The sequence below is a fragment of the Pseudomonas sp. GM_Psu_1 genome, assembly GCF_026544185.1.
In the GTDB taxonomy this organism is placed as follows: domain Bacteria; phylum Pseudomonadota; class Gammaproteobacteria; order Pseudomonadales; family Pseudomonadaceae; genus Chryseomonas; species Chryseomonas oryzihabitans.
On sequence record NZ_JALNUX010000010.1, the window covers coordinates 18,320 to 33,918 of the forward strand.

Genomic DNA, 15,599 nt, shown 5'->3' on the forward strand with positions numbered 1-15,599 from the left:
GATAAACGCTGGACGCTCCCCTCGCGCCTGCCTAAGGTGAGGGGAGCCGTCCGCGATGAGAGCGCCATGACTTCCCTGCCTTTCGTTTCCCTTGTGCTTCCCCTGTTGCTGCTGGCCGGCTGGGCGGGTTCGGCCGTCTGGCTGACCGGGCGCCAGCGCTATCTGCAACAGCAACTCGACAGTGCCGCCGAGCGCTACGACATGCTGCGCGACGACCTGCAACGCGCCGAGCTGGCCAATGGTCGCCAGGTGGTGGAGCTGGGCGCCGAGCGCGAACGCACCGCCGCCCTGCAGCGCCAGCTGGAGGCCAATCGCGAGCTGGAAGCCGAGTTGCGCCAGCAGACCCGCCAGGCCCAGCTGCAGGCCGCCGAACAGCACGCCCTGGCCGAGGCCACCCGCGCCCAGCTGCAGGGCATCCAGGAGCAGCTCGCCGAGGTGCGCGAGCGCCAGCACCGCGAGCAGCAGCTGCATGCCGAGGTGCAGGAACGCCATGCGCGCCTGACCGAAGAACACGCGACGCTGAGGACCACCCTGGAGCAGAAGGAAGAGCACTTCCAGGCGCAGCAACAGCTGCTGCGCGAGAGTCGCGAGCAACTCAAGCTGGAATTCGAGCAACTGGCCGGACGCATCTTCGACGCCAAGGGCCAGGCCTTCGCCCAGCACAGCCAGCAATCCCTGGATGCGCTGCTACGGCCCTTCCGCGAGCAGATCGAGGGCTTTCGCGCCAAGGTCGAGGACATCCACCACAAGGATGTGCAGCAGCAGGCGGCCCTCGGCCAGCAACTGCTCGACCTCAAGGAGCTCAACCGCCAGATCACCCAGGAGGCCCACGACCTGGCCACCGCTCTGCGCGGCCAGAAGAAGGCCCAGGGCAACTGGGGCGAACTCATCCTGGAAAACGTGCTGGAACGCTCCGGCCTGCGCGAGGGGCGCGACTTCGTCCGCGAACGCAGCTTCACCACCGAGACCGGTCGCCGGCGGCCGGACGTGCTGGTCCATCTGCCGCAGAAGAAACACCTGGTGGTGGACGCCAAGGTGTCGCTCAACGCCTATACCCGCTACGTCAACAGCGAAGACGAGGGCGAGCGGCGCCTGGCCCTGGGCGAGCACGTGCGCGCCGTGGGCGAGCGCATCCGCGAACTGGCCGACCGCGAATACTTCAGCCTGCCGGGGCTGAATTCGCCGGAGATGGTCTTTCTGTTCATCCCCATCGAATCGGCCTTCGTCGAGGCGCTCAAGGCCGACGAAAGCCTGTTCCAGCGCGCCATCGAGCAGAATGTCCTGGTGGCGACGCCGACCACCCTCCTGACCAGCCTCAACATCGTCCGCCAGCTCTGGCGCTTCGAGGACCAGAATCGCCACACCGCCGAACTGGCCGAGCGCGCGGGCAAGGTCTACGACAAGCTGCGCACCTTTCTCGGCAGCATGGACGGCATCGGCAAGAGTCTGGACAAGGCCGGCGAAGCCTATCGCAAGGCCTGCGGCCAACTGGTGGGCGGGCCGGGCAACCTGGTCAAGCAGGTGGCCGACTTCAAGGAGCTGGGCGTGGCGGTACGCACCGAGCTGGACGGCCAGTGGACCGAGCGGGCGGAACTGGAGCTGACGATGGTCGAGCTGGAAGCTGCGGCCGAGTCTTCCGACCAGGGCTGATCCGGCGCTACGGTTTCAGGAGGAGGGCGGGTGCGCCTGACCGGTGCCAGGCGCACCGGTCAGGGCGATGGCGCTTAGTGGTGCTCGCGGGTGGCGCGGAATTTGATCTCCGGCCAGCGCTCTTCCATCAGCGCCAGGTTGACCCGGGTCGGCGCCAGGTAGGTGAGGTGACCGCCGCCGTCCACCGCCAGGTTCTCGAAGGCCTTGTTCTTGAAGTCTTCGAGCTTCTTCTTGTCGTCGCACTCGATCCAGCGCGCCGACCAGACGTTGATGGCCTCGTAGGCGCACTCCACCTTGTATTCCTCCTTCAGGCGGCTGGCGACCACGTCGAACTGCAGCACACCCACCGCGCCGAGCACGATGTCGTTGTTGCGCTCGGGGAAGAACACCTGGGTGGCGCCTTCCTCGGCCAGTTCCTGCAGCCCCTGACGCAGCTGCTTGGATTTCAGCGGATCCTTCAGGCGCACGCGGCGGAACAGTTCCGGGGCGAAGTGCGGGATACCGGTGAAGCCCAGGGCTTCGCCTTCGGTGAAGGTGTCGCCGATCTGGATGGTGCCATGGTTGTGCAGGCCGATGATGTCGCCGGCGAAGGCCTCGTCCAGGTGCTCGCGCTCGCTGGAGAAGAAGGTCAGGGCGTCGGCGATCTTCAGATCCTTCTTGATGCGCACGTGGCGCAGTTTCATGCCCTTCTCGTACTTGCCCGAGCAGATGCGCATGAAGGCGATGCGGTCGCGGTGCTTGGGATCCATGTTCGCCTGGATCTTGAACACGAAGCCGGAGAACTTCTCTTCCACCGGCTCCACCACCCGCTCGTGAGCGGCGCGCGACAGCGGGCGCGGAGCCCAGTCGACCACGGCGTCGAGCACCTGGTCGACGCCGAAGTTGCCCAGCGCGGTACCAAAGAACACCGGGGTCATCTCGCCGCGCAGGAAGGCCTCGCCATCGAATTCGTGGCAGGCGCCCTGGACCAGCTCCAGCTCCTCGACGAAGCGCTCGTAGAGATCGCCCAGGTGCGCGCGGGCCTCGTCGGAGTCCAGCTTGTCGATGGTCTTGGTGGCGATGCGCTCGTGGCCATGGCCGGGGGTATAGACGTAGATGCGGTCGTCCGAGAGGTGATAGACGCCCTTGAAGTCGCGATAGCTGCCGATCGGCCAGGTGATGGGCGCGGCCTTGATCTTGAGCACCGCCTCGATCTCGTCGAGCAGTTCGATGGGATCGCGGATGTCGCGGTCGAGCTTGTTGATGAAGCTGACGATGGGCGTGTCGCGCAGGCGGCAGACGTCCATCAGGGCGATGGTGCGGGGTTCGACGCCCTTGCCACCGTCGAGCACCATCAGCGCCGAGTCCACCGCGGTCAGGGTGCGGTAGGTGTCTTCGGAGAAGTCCTCGTGGCCGGGGGTGTCGAGCAGGTTGATCATGTGCTCGCGATAGGGGAACTGCATCACCGAGGTGGTGATGGAGATGCCGCGCTGCTTTTCCATCTCCATCCAGTCGGAGGTCGCGTGCCGGTCGGATTTGCGCGACTTCACCGTGCCCGCGACGGCGATGGCCTGGCCCATCAGCAGCAGCTTCTCGGTGATGGTGGTCTTGCCCGCGTCGGGGTGGGAAATGATGGCGAAGGTACGGCGCTTGGCGACTTCGGCGGCCTGGGTGGTCATGGATGAACCTGGGCGAGAGCGAAAAAAGAGGGGGCGGAGTATAGCAGAGGGCAGTCCTACCGGCTTGAGGTCGGTAGGACTGCACCAGGCGCCGCTCAGCGCTGCGGCTGGATGTTGCCGTCGCAGCAGGGTGGGGTGCGTTTGCGGCGCACCAGACGCTTGCCCAGCGCCATGCCCGGGACCTCGATGTATCTGTGGGTCAGGCAGGCAAAGGCGAAGACCACCGCCAGTTCCACCACCACCACCAGGTTGTCCAGCACGACGCTGCCGGTGGCGATGTAGCGGATCATGAAGGGCAGCGGGGCGTCATGGGAGGGCGCCACCACCGTGAGGTCTTGGTGCAGCAACTTGCCCAACACGATGAAAGCGCTCTTGACCACGAAGATCACCGCGGCGTGGCACAGGTAGATCGAATAGGACAGTACCCCCAGGCGCACGAAGAGGCCGTGATGCAGCACGCTGGAGACCAGGCCGCGCTCGAAGGCGAAGGTGAGGATGGTGACGCAGAACACCAGGGTCGCCAGTACGCCTTTCTTGGGCACCGGCAGATCAGAGGTCATCACCGCGGCGCCGGCGATTAGGCAGGCCAGTTCCAGCAGGGTGCCACCGAATTGTCCGCTGTTGTACTGCTTGATCCAGACATAGAGGCGATAGGTGCAGGCGCCGGCGAAAAAGCACGACAGACCGCGAAAGATTTCGGTCTTCAGCGGCAGGAAGGGAAACAGCAGCTGCACGAAGGCCAGCAGGGCGATCGCCAGGAACCACTGGCGCTGATGACCCTGGCCCTTGAGCACCAGCAGGCCGAAGATCAGATAGAGGTAGAACTCGATGCTGATGCTCCAGGATGGGTAGTTGAAGGAGCCGGTGATGGCCTGGCCCAGCCAGGATTGCAGCAGCAACAGATTGGGCAGGAATTGCTCGGGCGCGGTGGCGCCGCTGAACGCCGGATCGTTGAAGCCGACCCCCAGTTTTTCCGCCAGCAGGCGACCGCACTCCAGCAGCACATAGAGACCCAGCATGGCCAGATGCAGCGGCAGGATCCGCGTCGCGCGACTGATGGCGAAGTCGCGATAATCGTCCAGGGTGCGCAGCCGGCTCTCATAGGTGTGCATGAGCACGAAGCCGCTGAGCACGAAGAAGAACTCGACGAACAGGTAGGCGTTGGCGATCAGCGGATTTTCCGAGGCGGCCTGAGCGACATAGGTGTGAAACAGCACGACGGCGACGGCCAACAGACCGCGAAAGCTATCCAAAGCGACAAATCTTTCCATGGGATATCCCTGAGGGTGCGGCAAGAAGAGGCGAACGGATGCAGCGCTGCCGTTAGGGGGAAAGAGCGGAGGGGTGGTGCGGGAACGTGAAAGCTGACATGGCATCCTGGCTCTTGTGCGTCGCAAGCTTCTTAATAGTCGAACTATTACTTGCTGTTACATTTTGATCGCCAAAATCCAGCAAGTTCTTGCTAGGCCGTCCCTGGCCCGGCGTTTTGTGATTGCAGTCACCGATTTCCAGACAAGTTGTCACCTGACTGCAAGAAGGCGCCGCCCGTGCTGCCTGGCGGCGCTTCGCTCAGCGGGGACCCAGGGTCTGGCAATCGGCCGGCTTCACGTACTTTTGCAGCACCTTCCATTGTGGGCGGGGCTTGCCCTTGACCGGTTCGACCGCCAGCGGATAGTCGCCCCAGTTGGGGCCGGCTGCCCAGTACATGGCCGGGATGCATTCCTGGCGCAGCCGCGCCAGCAAGCGGTCCATGGCGGCCAGCCAGCGGGGGTCGTTGTCCGGCACGCCGAATTCGCCGATGTGGCCGCGCTTGCCGTGCTGCTTGAGCCAGGTGATGAAGGGCTCGACCCGCCGGATGCCGACATCGGGATCGAAGTCGGTCATGTCCTTCTTGAGGTACTTGCCGCCACCGTCATTGTCGAAATAGACGTGCGCCGAATAGATCAGGTTGTCGGCCGGATCCTTGAGACCGAGCAGCTTGGCGTTGTAGCGCGGCCAGAGATAGCTGCTGGACCAGCCATTGCCTTCGATCAGGAGCGGACGCACCCGATCCACCTCGCGCACCGCGTCGATACCGTGCTGGGCGGCCACCGGCCATTGCTCCACGGCATCGTGGGGCTCGTTCATGATGTCGTAGGCGGCGAGGGCGGGGTGCTCGTGCCAGCGCTGGGCGATCCGGCGTAGGACATCGGCGTAGGCCGGATAGGGCACCGCCGCGCTGCCGATGACCTGGCCGCGGTATCTCATGTAGTTGTGCAGATCCAGGATCACGCTCATGCGATAGCGCTTGGCGTTGTCCAGGGTCTGGTCGATCAGCTTGGCGTAGGCGGGATCCAGGGGTTGTCCCAGCGTGGGCTGGAGGCGCTCCCAGATGACCGGGAAGCGGATCACCCGGATGCCCTTGGCCGCCCAGCGTCGGTAATGGCCGGCGTCGGGAAAGAAGTAGTTGGTTCCCGGTTTGCCCGGCAGTACGTGGGGCGCGAAGCCGGCGCCGGAAAAATTCAGGCCGACCAGATCGGTGGGGAAGTCCCGTGTGGCGGCCTGGGCGACCGGCATGGCAGCCAGACTGCAAAGCAGGGTGAACAACAGGGTGAGCTTGGATTTCAGGCGTAGCGTCATCGGCAAGGTCCCGGACAGTGACGGAAGACGTAGGAATGTCGGGCGGTCGTGGCCCGATCCGCCATGAGGCCTGAAGAGGCGCCGGGAAGTTGCAGTGCAAGGCTCAGAAGGTGCGCCAGACAACGTTAATGTCGGGCGAAAACCGCGGAAATGCGAGCTGGGTAGACTGGCGGGCAGCTTGGAGCGGGACGCCGCGGCGGCTGGATCCGGGCAGCGCGGCCCCTGGGCAGGGCAGGAAGAAGGGTAGCGCGGGTAATGAACTGCCTGTGACTGCTTTCCATCTTTATATGGCGCAGGCAGGTCATTCGAAAGCGGTCTTTAGCGACGCAGGCAGATCCCAGCCCACTGCTCGGCTTCGCGGCGGGCCGAGGCCTCGTCGCTGAATTCGGCGATCAGGCCGCCGTGCGCATACACCACCACCCAATTTTCCACCTTGGGTTGCAGCAGCATTACGGGGGCAGAGGAGAGAACAGCGGAGTCCAACGATGCACAAGCCGTCATGTCATTCATAACGTTCCCTTTGAAGTTAGCTCGGTGAATAGTCTGTTTTTATAGCGGTTCCAGAAATGGCGCTTGGTGCTATCACTGGGCCACCTATTGACCTTGGTATGGCTGAATGATCCCTCAAAGCGTCAGCCATTCGTCGGCATGATAAAGGGGTGCCAAAACCTCGTCACCGCACTGGCTCACAGAAAGATGTTTCAGTTATGACCGTACGTCAGCTGCGCTGTGTGCCGCTCCACGAAACCGCTGTGGCTTGCCCCGGCATCCGTGACAGGCGTCGCGTTGGTACTGCAAAGCATCTAACAGTAAGCGTATTAAATTTATCGTCACATATTCGCCGAAGGCTCTAGCGCGCGACTCTCGCTTTTTGCCGGCTGTCCGGGCCTCTCGGCCGGGCCTTTCACCCTGTCAAGACGTTCCGCTATGCATGATCGGGTTGGCATTGAGCGAGTCTATTGGGTTAGCCTGAAAAGGAGCTGGCGAACTATCGACTGCGATGGACGTCAATCTCTTCGGTCGAGGCAAGGCGCCATGTCGTTCCCCCGGAGCGACACCCAAGGGCTAGGCAGATCCGAGATCCGCAGTGCCCCGTTGGTCCAGCCGGCATACCCGCCATGCCCTGCTGTGTCTCGACCCTGAACCCGGACAGCCGTCCTGCGCCTCGCCCCCGTGCGAGGTCCGCACTCGGAAGGCATGCGGCCTGTCCGCCCGTTGAAGGAGCCTGACATGGCGAAGTTCAAGACCCTCCTGCTCGGCACGGCCGTGGGAGTGGTGATCCTGGCACTGCTGGTGCACTGGATCGGTATGGATACGCTGCGTACCTATCGCGCAGACCTCTGGTTCTATCTCCAGGCTCATCTTTATCTGGTAGCCGTCTCCATGGTCCTGGCCCTGCAGGTAGGCATCCCCGCCGGGGTGCTGCTGAGTCGGCCAGCCTTCGCCCGCAGCGCCGAGCGCTTCATGCAGGTGTTCAACATCGGCAATACCGTGCCGCCGCTGGCGGTGCTGGCCATCGCCCTGGGCATCGTCGGCATCGGCGATGGGCCGGCGATCCTGGCGCTGTTCCTGGCCTCGCTGCTGCCCATCGTGCGCAACACCTACGAGGGGCTGAAGAACGTGCCGGCCTCGCTCAAGGAGGCTGCCACCGGCATCGGCATGACCCCCACCCAGGTGCTGACCAAGGTGGAGCTGCCCAATGCCGTGCCCATCATCATCGGCGGGGTGCGGGTCGCCCTGGCGATCAACGTCGGCACCACGCCGCTGGTGTTTCTCATCGGCGCCAACAGCCTGGGCAGCTTGATCTTTCCCGCCATCGCCCTGGAGAACCAGTCGCAGCTGCTGCTGGGCGCCGCCGCCACGGCGCTGCTGGCGCTGCTGCTGGACGGCCTGGTGCTGCTCGCCAGTCGCCTCTGGCTGGAACGCGGCCTGGCCCGCTAAGGAGACGAGATGAAGAAGTTGCTTATCGCCCTGGGCGCCGCCTGGTTCGGACTGACGCTGGCCAGCGCTGCCCAGGCCGATCCGATCCGCATCGGTGCCAAGGTCTTTACCGAGCAGGCCATCCTCGCCGAACTCACCGGGCAGTATCTGTCCCGCCACGGCTATCAGCCGGAGATCGTCGGCGGCCTGGGCAGCACCATCGCCTGGAATGGCGTGAAGAACGCCCAGCTCGACCTCACCTGGGAATACACCGGCACCTCCCTGGTGGCCTACAACCATGTCACCGAACGACTGGACAAGGAGGCCTCCTACCAGCGGGTCAAGCAGCTGGACGCCAAGGTCGGTCTGGCCTGGCTGGCGCCCACCCGCTTCAACAATACCTATGCCCTGGCGTTGCCGGAGAAGATCGCTCGACAGCATCCCGAGCTGAACAGCATCAGCGACCTGGCCGGACTGCTCAAGGCCGAGGCCGGCAAGCAGCACCTCACCGCGCTGGACATCGAATTTGCCAACCGCTCCGATGGCCTCGCCGGCCTGGTCAAGGCCTATGGCCTGAGCTACACCCGGGACGACATCCGCCAGATGGACCCGGGCCTGGTCTACACCGCCCTGCGCAACGGCCAGGTCTTCACCGGCCTGGTCTACACCACCGACGGCCGCCTGGATGCCTTCAGGCTCAAGGTGCTGGAAGACGACAAGGGCTATTTCCCCGACTACACCGCTGCCCCCGTGGTGAACGCCGGGTACCTGGCCAAGCACCCGGATCTCGCCGCCTTGCTCAAACCCCTGGCGGAAAGCCTGGACCAGGCCACCATGCGCCAGCTCAACGCCAAGGTGGACATCGAGCGGCAGACGCCGGCCCAGGTGGCCCGCGACTTCCTCGCCCAGCACCCCCTAGACGGAGGGCAATGACCCATGGATTTCATCACCTCCTTCAATCACATCGACTGGCTGCAGGTCCTCGAACTGACCCGCCAGCACATCACCCTGGTGGGCATCGCCGTAACCCTGGCGATCCTGGTGGGCGTGCCCCTGGGCATCCTCATGACCCGCTATCCCTGGCTGGCCGGACCGCTGCAGGCGGTGGCCACGGTGGTCATGACGCTGCCCTCCATCGCCCTGTTCGGCCTGCTGCTGCCGTTCTATTCCAAGTTCGGCCAGGGCCTCGGCCCGCTGCCGGCCATCACCGCGGTGTTCCTCTATTCGCTGCTGCCGATCCTGAGAAACACCTACCTGGCGTTGACCAGCGTCGAGCCGGGCATCCGCGAGGCGGGTGCCGGTATCGGCATGACCTTCTGGCAGCGCCTGCGCATGGTCGAACTGCCCATCGCCCTGCCGGTGATCCTGGCCGGGGTGCGCACCGCCGTGGTTATGAACATCGGCGTCATGACCATCGCCGCCACCATCGGCGCCGGCGGCCTGGGCGTGCTCATCCTCACCTCCATCAGCCGCAGCGACATGGCCACCCTCATCGTCGGCGCGGTGCTGGTCAGCCTGCTGGCCATCGTCGCCGACCTCGTCCTGCAGTGGCTGCAACGCCGCCTCACCCCGCGCGGCCTGCGCAGCGCCCCTTAAGGAGTCCCAGATGATCGAACTCGACCGCCTGACCAAGACCTTCAAGCAGCACGGCAAGGACGTGACCGCGGTGGACGCCGTGAGCCTCACCGTGGAGGAGGGCCAGATCTGCGTCTTCCTCGGCCCCTCCGGCTGCGGCAAGACCACCACCCTGAAGATGATCAACCGCCTGATCGAGCCCACCTCGGGACGGGTGCTGATCAATGGCGAGGACACCACCGGCATCGACGAGGTGACCCTCAGGCGCCATATCGGCTACGTGATCCAGCAGATCGGTCTGTTCCCCAACATGACCATCGAGGAAAACATCACCGTGGTGCCCAAGCTCTTGGGCTGGGACAAGAAGAAGTGCCGCGAGCGCGCCACCGAGTTGATGAGCATGGTGCAGCTCGATCCCAAGCAGTACCTGTCGCGCTATCCGCGCGAGCTGTCCGGAGGCCAGCAACAGCGTATCGGGGTGATCCGCGCCCTGGCGGCCGAGGCGCCGCTGCTGCTGATGGACGAACCCTTCGGCGCGGTGGATCCGATCAACCGCGATGCCATCCAGAACGAGTTCTTCCAGATGCAGCGGGCACTGAACAAGACGGTGATCATGGTCAGCCACGACATCGACGAGGCCATCCGCCTGGGCGACAAGATCGCGGTGTTCCGCGGCGGCCGCCTGGTGCAGTTCGACCACCCGGACACCCTGCTGGCCCATCCCAAGGACGACTTCGTCAGCAACTTCGTCGGCCAGGACAGCACCTTGAAGCGTCTCCTGCTGATCCGCGCCGAGGATGCGGCCGACAACGCGCCCTCGATCCAGGCCGAGACCCTGATCGGCGATGCCGTGGAGTTGATGGAGGAGCACGATCGCCGCTACCTGGTGGTGACGGATGCCGCCAACAAGGGCCTGGGCTACGTGCGCCGGCGTGACCTGCGCGGGCAGAGCGGCCCGGTGGCGCCCTTCGTCACCCCGTTCAAGGCCACCGCGGCCTTCGACGAGCACCTGCGCATCCTGCTGTCGCGCATGTACCAGTTCAACAGCTCCTGGCTGCCGGTGCTCAGCGCCGACAACGACTTCCTCGGCGAGGTCACCCAGGAATCCATCGCCGACTACCTCAGCAGTGGTCGGTCGCGCGGCAAGACCACCATCGTCTCGCCGGCGGAGCAGGTGGCGGGGTAGGGCGGGGACTCAGGCGGCGGTCGCAGGGCTGCCGCCTGACGACCTGGGGCTCAGGGGCGGATCTCGATCAGGGTGCCGTCCTTGACCAAGCCCCAGACCTCGCGCATGTCGTGGTTGGTCATGGCGATGCAGCCCTCGGTCCAGTTCAGCGAGTTGAAGTACCACTCCGGGTACTCCTCGTCGATGGGGGTGCCGTGCAGCATGATCATGCTGCCGGGACGCACGCCGGCCTGGCTGGCGCGGGCCAGGTCCTCACGATTGGGATAGGAGATGTGCATGGCCAGGTTGAACTTGTCGCTGGTCTTGCGCCAGTCGATCCAGTAGAAGCCTTCCGGGGTGCGCTTGTCGCCCTCGCGCAACTTGGGGCCGCGGGGATTCTTGCCCAGCGAGATGCGATAGGACTTCATCACGGTATCGCCGCTGAGCAGTTGCAGCTGATTGCGCGACTTGATGACCAGCACCTTGTCGATCAGCGGTGCGGCCGGCTGGCGGATCACCGTGACGCTGGTACTGGCCTGGACCAGCTGGGGAAGCAACGAACCGCACAGCACATAGCAGAGCGCCAACAACAGGTGCAACGGACGCATGTCGGGTAGATCCTCGGAAGAGCTCAGGGCCTGTTCAAGGTCTCGCGAGCTAGAGACAAACAAGGCGAAAATGGCTGAGGAAGCGGAGTTTACAGATAGTAAATGAGCATTCCGAAGGCATTTTCAACGACGTTGGGCCGACGCGCAGCAGACTTTGAACAGGCCCTTAGGCAGGCTTGGGTGCGACCACCATAGGCGCCATGCCTTCATGGCGCAGGGAAAACTCGCCGCGACGGCGGTCGGCGAAAAAGCATTCTAGTGTCCGCTTGATGGTCGGAAAAGCCAGAGACGACCAGGGGATGTCGGCTTCGTCCAGAAGGCGCACGTCGAGACTTTCCTCGCCGACGCCAAAGCGGCCATCGACCAGCTCGCCGCGGAACAGCATGTAGATCTGGTCGATGTGCGGCAGGTCGAAGAGGGTATAGAGCTCCAGGCCCTGCACGGTCGCGCCGGCTTCCTCGAAGGTCTCGCGGGCGGCGGCCTCGGTGGTGGTCTCGCCGTTTTCCATGAAGCCCGCCGGCAGCGTCCAGTAACCCTTGCGCGGTTCGATGGCGCGCTGGCAGAGCAGCACCTTGCCCTCCCAGGTCGCCAGGCAGCCGGCCACCACCCGCGGATTCTGATAATGCACTGCGCCGCACTGGCTGCAGACCAGGCGCATCCGGTTGTCACCCGCGGGAAGGCGTTCTTCCAGCAGTCCGCCACAGTGATTGCAATGCTTCATGGTTCATCCTCGTTTTGCTGCAGTGTGCCGGGGCGATCCCGGGCCTCGCAAGCGATGGCTGGGCTTGGGATTGCCCGACGGGCGTGCCATGATCCAGGGGATACGATGAGCAAGGGAGAATTCCGGCGTGGATGAGTTGCTCCAGCGCCTGCGTCACTATCAGCCGCGCACCCTGAGCGGCACCGAGAGCTACCAGGAAGCGGCGGTGCTGGTGCCCATCATCCGTGGCGAGCATCCCGAGTTGCTGCTCACCCTGAGGGCCAGCAACCTGTCCACCCACGGCGGCGAGGTGGCCCTGCCGGGCGGCCGGCGCGATCCCGAGGACGCCGATCTGGTCGCCACCGCCCTGCGCGAGGCCGAGGAAGAGGTCGGACTGCCACCGGGCCTGGTGGAGGTGATCGCCCCCCTGAGTCCGCTGGTGTCGCGCTACGGCCTGGCGGTGACCCCCATCGTCGCGCTGATCCCCGATCAGCTCGAATACGTACCCAGCGAAGCCGAGATCGCCGCGATCTTCAGCGTGCCCCTGCAGTTCTTCTGCGAGGTGCCGCCGGATTACACCCTCAGGGTCGACCACGACGGCCTGCGCTGGCAGGTGCCCAGCTATCAGTATGGCGAGCACCGCATCTGGGGGCTGACGGCGGTGATCATCGTCGAACTGGTCAATCTGCTGTACGACGCCGGTATCGTGCTCAAGGCACCGCCCAGGCGGGATTGAGCGGTATCGGCAAGGTAAAGGCACATGCCAAGTCGGGCATTAACGGGCACAATGCGCGGCCATTCGAGGGAAGCCGCATGACCACCGCCGATTCACCCGTGCGTTCGCCCTGCGTCCATGTCTGTGCCCTGGACGAACAGGACATCTGCATCGGTTGCCAGCGCAGCGCCGCCGAGATCACCCGCTGGATGTCCATGAGCGACAGCGAGCGCCGCGAGGTGCTGCTGCGCTGCAGCGAGCGGGCGCGGGCGGGCGGTGCGGCCTTCCTGACCTGACATCAGCCGGAGAGATCTGTCATGCCCCGTATCGGTACCCCCCTGTCCCCCAGCGCCACCCGCGTGCTGCTCTGCGGCTCCGGCGAACTGGGCAAGGAAGTCGTCATCGAACTGCAGCGCCTGGGCGTCGAGGTCATCGCCGTGGATCGCTACGCCGATGCCCCGGCCATGCAGGTCGCTCATCGCAGCCACGTCATCGACATGCTCGACGGGGCCGCCCTGCGCGCGGTGATCGAGCGCGAGCAGCCGCACTTCATCGTGCCGGAAATCGAAGCCATCGCCACCGCCACCCTGGTGGAGCTGGAAGGCGAGGGCTACACCGTGGTGCCCACCGCCCGCGCCGCCCAGCTGACCATGAATCGCGAAGGCATCCGTCGCCTCGCCGCCGAGGAACTGGGCCTGCCCACCTCGCCCTATCACTTCGCCGACACCTACGAAGACTATGCCGCCGCCGCCGAGGCGCTGGGCTATCCCTGCGTGGTCAAGCCGATCATGAGTTCCTCGGGCAAGGGCCAGAGCCTGCTGCGCAGCGCCGACGAGCTGCAGGCCGCCTGGCAATACGCCCAGGAAGGCGGTCGCGCCGGCAAGGGCCGGGTGATCGTCGAGGGCTTCGTCGACTTCGACTACGAAATCACCCTGCTGACCGTGCGCCACGTCGGCGGCACCTCCTTCTGCGCGCCGGTCGGGCATCGCCAGGTCAAGGGCGACTACCACGAGTCCTGGCAGCCCCAGGCCATGAGCGAGAAGGCCCTGGCCGAGTCCGAGCGGGTCGCCCGCGCGGTCACCGAGGCCCTGGGCGGTCGCGGCCTGTTCGGCGTGGAACTGTTCGTCAAGGGCGACCAGGTCTGGTTCAGCGAGGTCTCCCCGCGGCCCCACGACACCGGCCTGGTGACCCTGATCTCCCAGGATCTCTCCGAATTCGCCCTGCATGCCCGGGCCATCCTCGGCCTGCCGATCCCCACCATCCGCCAGTTCGGTCCCTCGGCCTCGGCGGTGATCCTGGTGGACGGCGATTCGCGCCAGACCGCCTTCGCCAACCTCGGCGCGGCCCTGGCCGAACCCGACACCGCGCTGCGCCTGTTCGGCAAGCCCGAGGTGAAGGGGCAGCGGCGCATGGGCGTCGCCCTGGCCCGCGACGAAAGCATCGAAGCCGCCCGGGCCAAGGCCGTGCGTGCGTCCCAGGCGGTGAAGGTCGAGCTGTAAGGCCGGCTGCGCACCACGAAAAAGGGCCCCGCGGGGCCCTTTTTCATTGGCTGGAGAGATCTACAGCGACTGGTCGCGCGTCTCGCGCATACAGAGCACCGCCACCAGGCTGATGGCCGCTGCTGCCGAGACATAGCCGCCCACCCAGCTCAGGCCACCGGCCTCCACCAGTTGCTGCGCGGCGTAGGGCGCCAGGGAGGCGCCGAGGATGCCGCCCAGGTTGTAGGCCGCCGAGGCACCGGTGTAGCGCACCCGGGTGGGGAAGATTTCCGGCAGCAGGGCGCCCATGGGACCGAAGGTCATGCCCATGAGAAACAGCTCCAGGGCCAGGAACAGGCCGACCGCCTGGCTGGAGCCGTGGGTCAGCAGCGGCTCCATGGCGAAGCCCGACAGCAGGGCGGCGATGGCGCTGGCCGCCAGTACCGGCTTGCGGCCGAAGCGATCGGCCAGCCAGGCCGACAGCGGCGTGGCCAGGGCCATGAACAGCACGGCCACACAGAGCAGGCCGAGGAATTCCTGGCGGCTGTAGCCGAGATTCTTCACCCCGTAGCTCAGCGAGAACACCGTGGAGATATAGAAGAGGGCGTAGCACACCACCATGCTCAGGGCGCCCAGCAGCACCGCCTTGCCGTGCTTGCCGAAGGTCTCGACCATGGGCAGGCGCAGCTTCTCACGCCGCGCCATGGCCTCGGCGAACACCGGCGTCTCGTGCAGCGACAGCCGCACATAGAGGCCGACCACCACCAGCAGGGCGCTGAGCAGGAAGGGGATGCGCCAGCCCCAGGCGCGGAATTGCTCGTCGTCCAGCAGCAGCGCCAGGGCCAGGAACAGACCGTTGGCCATGAGAAAGCCGATGGAAGGACCGAGCTGGGGAAACATGCCGAACCAGGCGCGCTTGCCGGGCGGGGCGTTCTCGGTGGCCAGCAGCGCCGCGCCGCCCCATTCGCCGCCCAGCCCCAGGCCCTGGCCGAACCTCAGCAGGCAGAGCAGGATCGGTGCCCAGACGCCGATGCTGGCATAGCCAGGCAGGAGGCCGATCAGGGTGGTGGAGATGCCCATCAGCAGCAGCGAGGCCACCAGGGTGGACTTGCGCCCGATGCGATCGCCGAAGTGGCCGAACAGCAGCGAACCCAGGGGGCGCGCCAGGAAGGCGATGCCAAAGGTGATGAAGGCGCTGAGGGTCTGGGCCATGCCCGCGCCCTGGGGAAAGAACACCGGGCCGATCACCAGGGCCGCGGCCGTGGCATAGACGTAGAAGTCGTAGAACTCGATGGCGGTGCCGATGAAGCTGGCGGTGGCCACGCGGGTGGGGGAGTTGCGCGGCACGGAGGTGGGCGCGTCGAAGGCGGCAGCGGTCGTGGACATGCAGGGGTACCGGGCAGTCGTTCTTGTAGGAGGCGTCTGCCGGAGCGGCCCGGTGGGGCAGCGGCTGTCCGAGGATGGGGACGGGCGGGACGACCTGTTATGACGTGCCGGGCGCGAAGCGGCTG

Annotated in this window: 15 protein-coding genes; 8 read left to right on the top strand and 7 right to left on the bottom strand. The window is 65.5% G+C overall.

Translation table 11 applies throughout. The annotated features are described in order from the left end of the window. The first annotated feature begins 66 nt into the window (after positions 1-66). Complete coding sequence (rmuC, locus tag OXS31_RS16830; RefSeq protein WP_108582494.1) at positions 67-1,650, top strand: DNA recombination protein RmuC; 1,584 nt, start codon at positions 67-69, stop codon at positions 1,648-1,650. A gap of 74 nt (positions 1,651-1,724) precedes the next feature. On the opposite strand, the gene OXS31_RS16835 is transcribed toward rmuC, so the two are convergent. The 4 genes from OXS31_RS16835 to OXS31_RS16850 all read right to left on the bottom strand — a co-directional run bounded on the left by OXS31_RS16835 (position 1,725) and on the right by OXS31_RS16850 (position 6,437). Further along, a complete protein-coding gene (locus tag OXS31_RS16835; RefSeq protein WP_007160937.1) occupies positions 1,725-3,308 on the bottom strand; it encodes a peptide chain release factor 3 in 1,584 nt (527 codons plus the stop codon). 95 nt (positions 3,309-3,403) lie between these two features. Further along, a complete protein-coding gene (locus OXS31_RS16840) occupies positions 3,404-4,579 on the bottom strand; it encodes an acyltransferase (RefSeq protein WP_044341556.1) in 1,176 nt (391 codons plus the stop codon). A 298-nt stretch (positions 4,580-4,877) separates the two neighbouring features. Then, entirely contained in the window at positions 4,878-5,927 is a 1,050-nt protein-coding gene (locus OXS31_RS16845; protein ID WP_144947800.1) for a glycoside hydrolase family 5 protein, read from the bottom strand. Positions 5,928-6,245: 318 nt separating this feature from the next. Then, on the bottom strand, positions 6,246-6,437 hold the full coding sequence (locus OXS31_RS16850) for a hypothetical protein (protein ID WP_132832793.1): 192 nt from the start codon (positions 6,435-6,437) through the stop codon (positions 6,246-6,248). A gap of 720 nt (positions 6,438-7,157) precedes the next feature. On the opposite strand from OXS31_RS16850, the gene OXS31_RS16855 reads away from it, so the two are divergent. The 4 genes from OXS31_RS16855 to OXS31_RS16870 are packed head-to-tail and all read left to right on the top strand — an operon-like array spanning position 7,158 to position 10,608. Then, complete coding sequence (locus OXS31_RS16855) at positions 7,158-7,868, top strand: ABC transporter permease (protein WP_267400740.1); 711 nt, start codon at positions 7,158-7,160, stop codon at positions 7,866-7,868. A gap of 9 nt (positions 7,869-7,877) precedes the next feature. Further along, positions 7,878-8,780, top strand: coding sequence for a glycine betaine ABC transporter substrate-binding protein (locus tag OXS31_RS16860; RefSeq protein ID WP_027600212.1), 903 nt, complete (start codon positions 7,878-7,880; stop codon positions 8,778-8,780). Between the two features lie 3 nt (positions 8,781-8,783). After that, positions 8,784-9,443 carry an ABC transporter permease gene (locus tag OXS31_RS16865; RefSeq protein WP_044341552.1) on the top strand — a complete coding sequence of 220 codons (660 nt, stop codon included), beginning with the start codon at positions 8,784-8,786 and terminating at the stop codon, positions 9,441-9,443. A gap of 10 nt (positions 9,444-9,453) precedes the next feature. Next, positions 9,454-10,608, top strand: coding sequence for an ABC transporter ATP-binding protein (locus OXS31_RS16870; RefSeq protein ID WP_027600828.1), 1,155 nt, complete (start codon positions 9,454-9,456; stop codon positions 10,606-10,608). A 50-nt stretch (positions 10,609-10,658) separates the two neighbouring features. Here the strand turns inward: OXS31_RS16870 and OXS31_RS16875 are convergent, their stop codons facing one another. Further along, positions 10,659-11,195, bottom strand: coding sequence for a L,D-transpeptidase family protein (locus OXS31_RS16875; RefSeq protein WP_197851799.1), 537 nt, complete (start codon positions 11,193-11,195; stop codon positions 10,659-10,661). A gap of 166 nt (positions 11,196-11,361) precedes the next feature. Continuing rightward, positions 11,362-11,916 carry an NUDIX hydrolase gene (locus OXS31_RS16880; protein ID WP_027600215.1) on the bottom strand — a complete coding sequence of 185 codons (555 nt, stop codon included), beginning with the start codon at positions 11,914-11,916 and terminating at the stop codon, positions 11,362-11,364. 127 nt (positions 11,917-12,043) lie between these two features. Between OXS31_RS16880 and OXS31_RS16885 the strand changes: the two genes are divergently transcribed. The 3 genes from OXS31_RS16885 (at position 12,044) to purT (ending at position 14,109) form a co-directional block, all read left to right on the top strand. Beyond that, entirely contained in the window at positions 12,044-12,631 is a 588-nt protein-coding gene (locus OXS31_RS16885; RefSeq protein ID WP_007160947.1) for a CoA pyrophosphatase, read from the top strand. A gap of 77 nt (positions 12,632-12,708) precedes the next feature. Further along, positions 12,709-12,906: a DUF1289 domain-containing protein gene (locus tag OXS31_RS16890; protein ID WP_007160948.1), complete on the top strand. Its 198-nt coding sequence runs from the start codon at positions 12,709-12,711 to the stop codon at positions 12,904-12,906. A 21-nt stretch (positions 12,907-12,927) separates the two neighbouring features. Next, positions 12,928-14,109, top strand: a complete 1,182-nt coding sequence (gene purT / locus OXS31_RS16895) for a formate-dependent phosphoribosylglycinamide formyltransferase (RefSeq protein WP_027600216.1) — start codon at positions 12,928-12,930, stop codon at positions 14,107-14,109. Positions 14,110-14,169: 60 nt separating this feature from the next. Here the strand turns inward: purT and OXS31_RS16900 are convergent, their stop codons facing one another. Beyond that, positions 14,170-15,474, bottom strand: coding sequence for an MFS transporter (locus OXS31_RS16900; RefSeq protein WP_027600217.1), 1,305 nt, complete (start codon positions 15,472-15,474; stop codon positions 14,170-14,172). Positions 15,475-15,599: the final 125 nt, after the last annotated feature.

Coding starts and splice junctions, on each gene's coding strand:
- rmuC (WP_108582494.1), top strand. CDS start 67: ATGACTTCCCTGCCTTTCGTTTCCCTTGTGCTTCCCCTGTTGCTGCTG.
- OXS31_RS16835 (WP_007160937.1), bottom strand. CDS start 3,308: ATGACCACCCAGGCCGCCGAAGTCGCCAAGCGCCGTACCTTCGCCATC.
- OXS31_RS16840 (WP_044341556.1), bottom strand. CDS start 4,579: ATGGAAAGATTTGTCGCTTTGGATAGCTTTCGCGGTCTGTTGGCCGTC.
- OXS31_RS16845 (WP_144947800.1), bottom strand. CDS start 5,927: ATGACGCTACGCCTGAAATCCAAGCTCACCCTGTTGTTCACCCTGCTT.
- OXS31_RS16850 (WP_132832793.1), bottom strand. CDS start 6,437: ATGAATGACATGACGGCTTGTGCATCGTTGGACTCCGCTGTTCTCTCC.
- OXS31_RS16855 (WP_267400740.1), top strand. CDS start 7,158: ATGGCGAAGTTCAAGACCCTCCTGCTCGGCACGGCCGTGGGAGTGGTG.
- OXS31_RS16860 (WP_027600212.1), top strand. CDS start 7,878: ATGAAGAAGTTGCTTATCGCCCTGGGCGCCGCCTGGTTCGGACTGACG.
- OXS31_RS16865 (WP_044341552.1), top strand. CDS start 8,784: ATGGATTTCATCACCTCCTTCAATCACATCGACTGGCTGCAGGTCCTC.
- OXS31_RS16870 (WP_027600828.1), top strand. CDS start 9,454: ATGATCGAACTCGACCGCCTGACCAAGACCTTCAAGCAGCACGGCAAG.
- OXS31_RS16875 (WP_197851799.1), bottom strand. CDS start 11,195: ATGCGTCCGTTGCACCTGTTGTTGGCGCTCTGCTATGTGCTGTGCGGT.
- OXS31_RS16880 (WP_027600215.1), bottom strand. CDS start 11,916: ATGAAGCATTGCAATCACTGTGGCGGACTGCTGGAAGAACGCCTTCCC.
- OXS31_RS16890 (WP_007160948.1), top strand. CDS start 12,709: ATGACCACCGCCGATTCACCCGTGCGTTCGCCCTGCGTCCATGTCTGT.
- purT (WP_027600216.1), top strand. CDS start 12,928: ATGCCCCGTATCGGTACCCCCCTGTCCCCCAGCGCCACCCGCGTGCTG.
- OXS31_RS16900 (WP_027600217.1), bottom strand. CDS start 15,474: ATGTCCACGACCGCTGCCGCCTTCGACGCGCCCACCTCCGTGCCGCGC.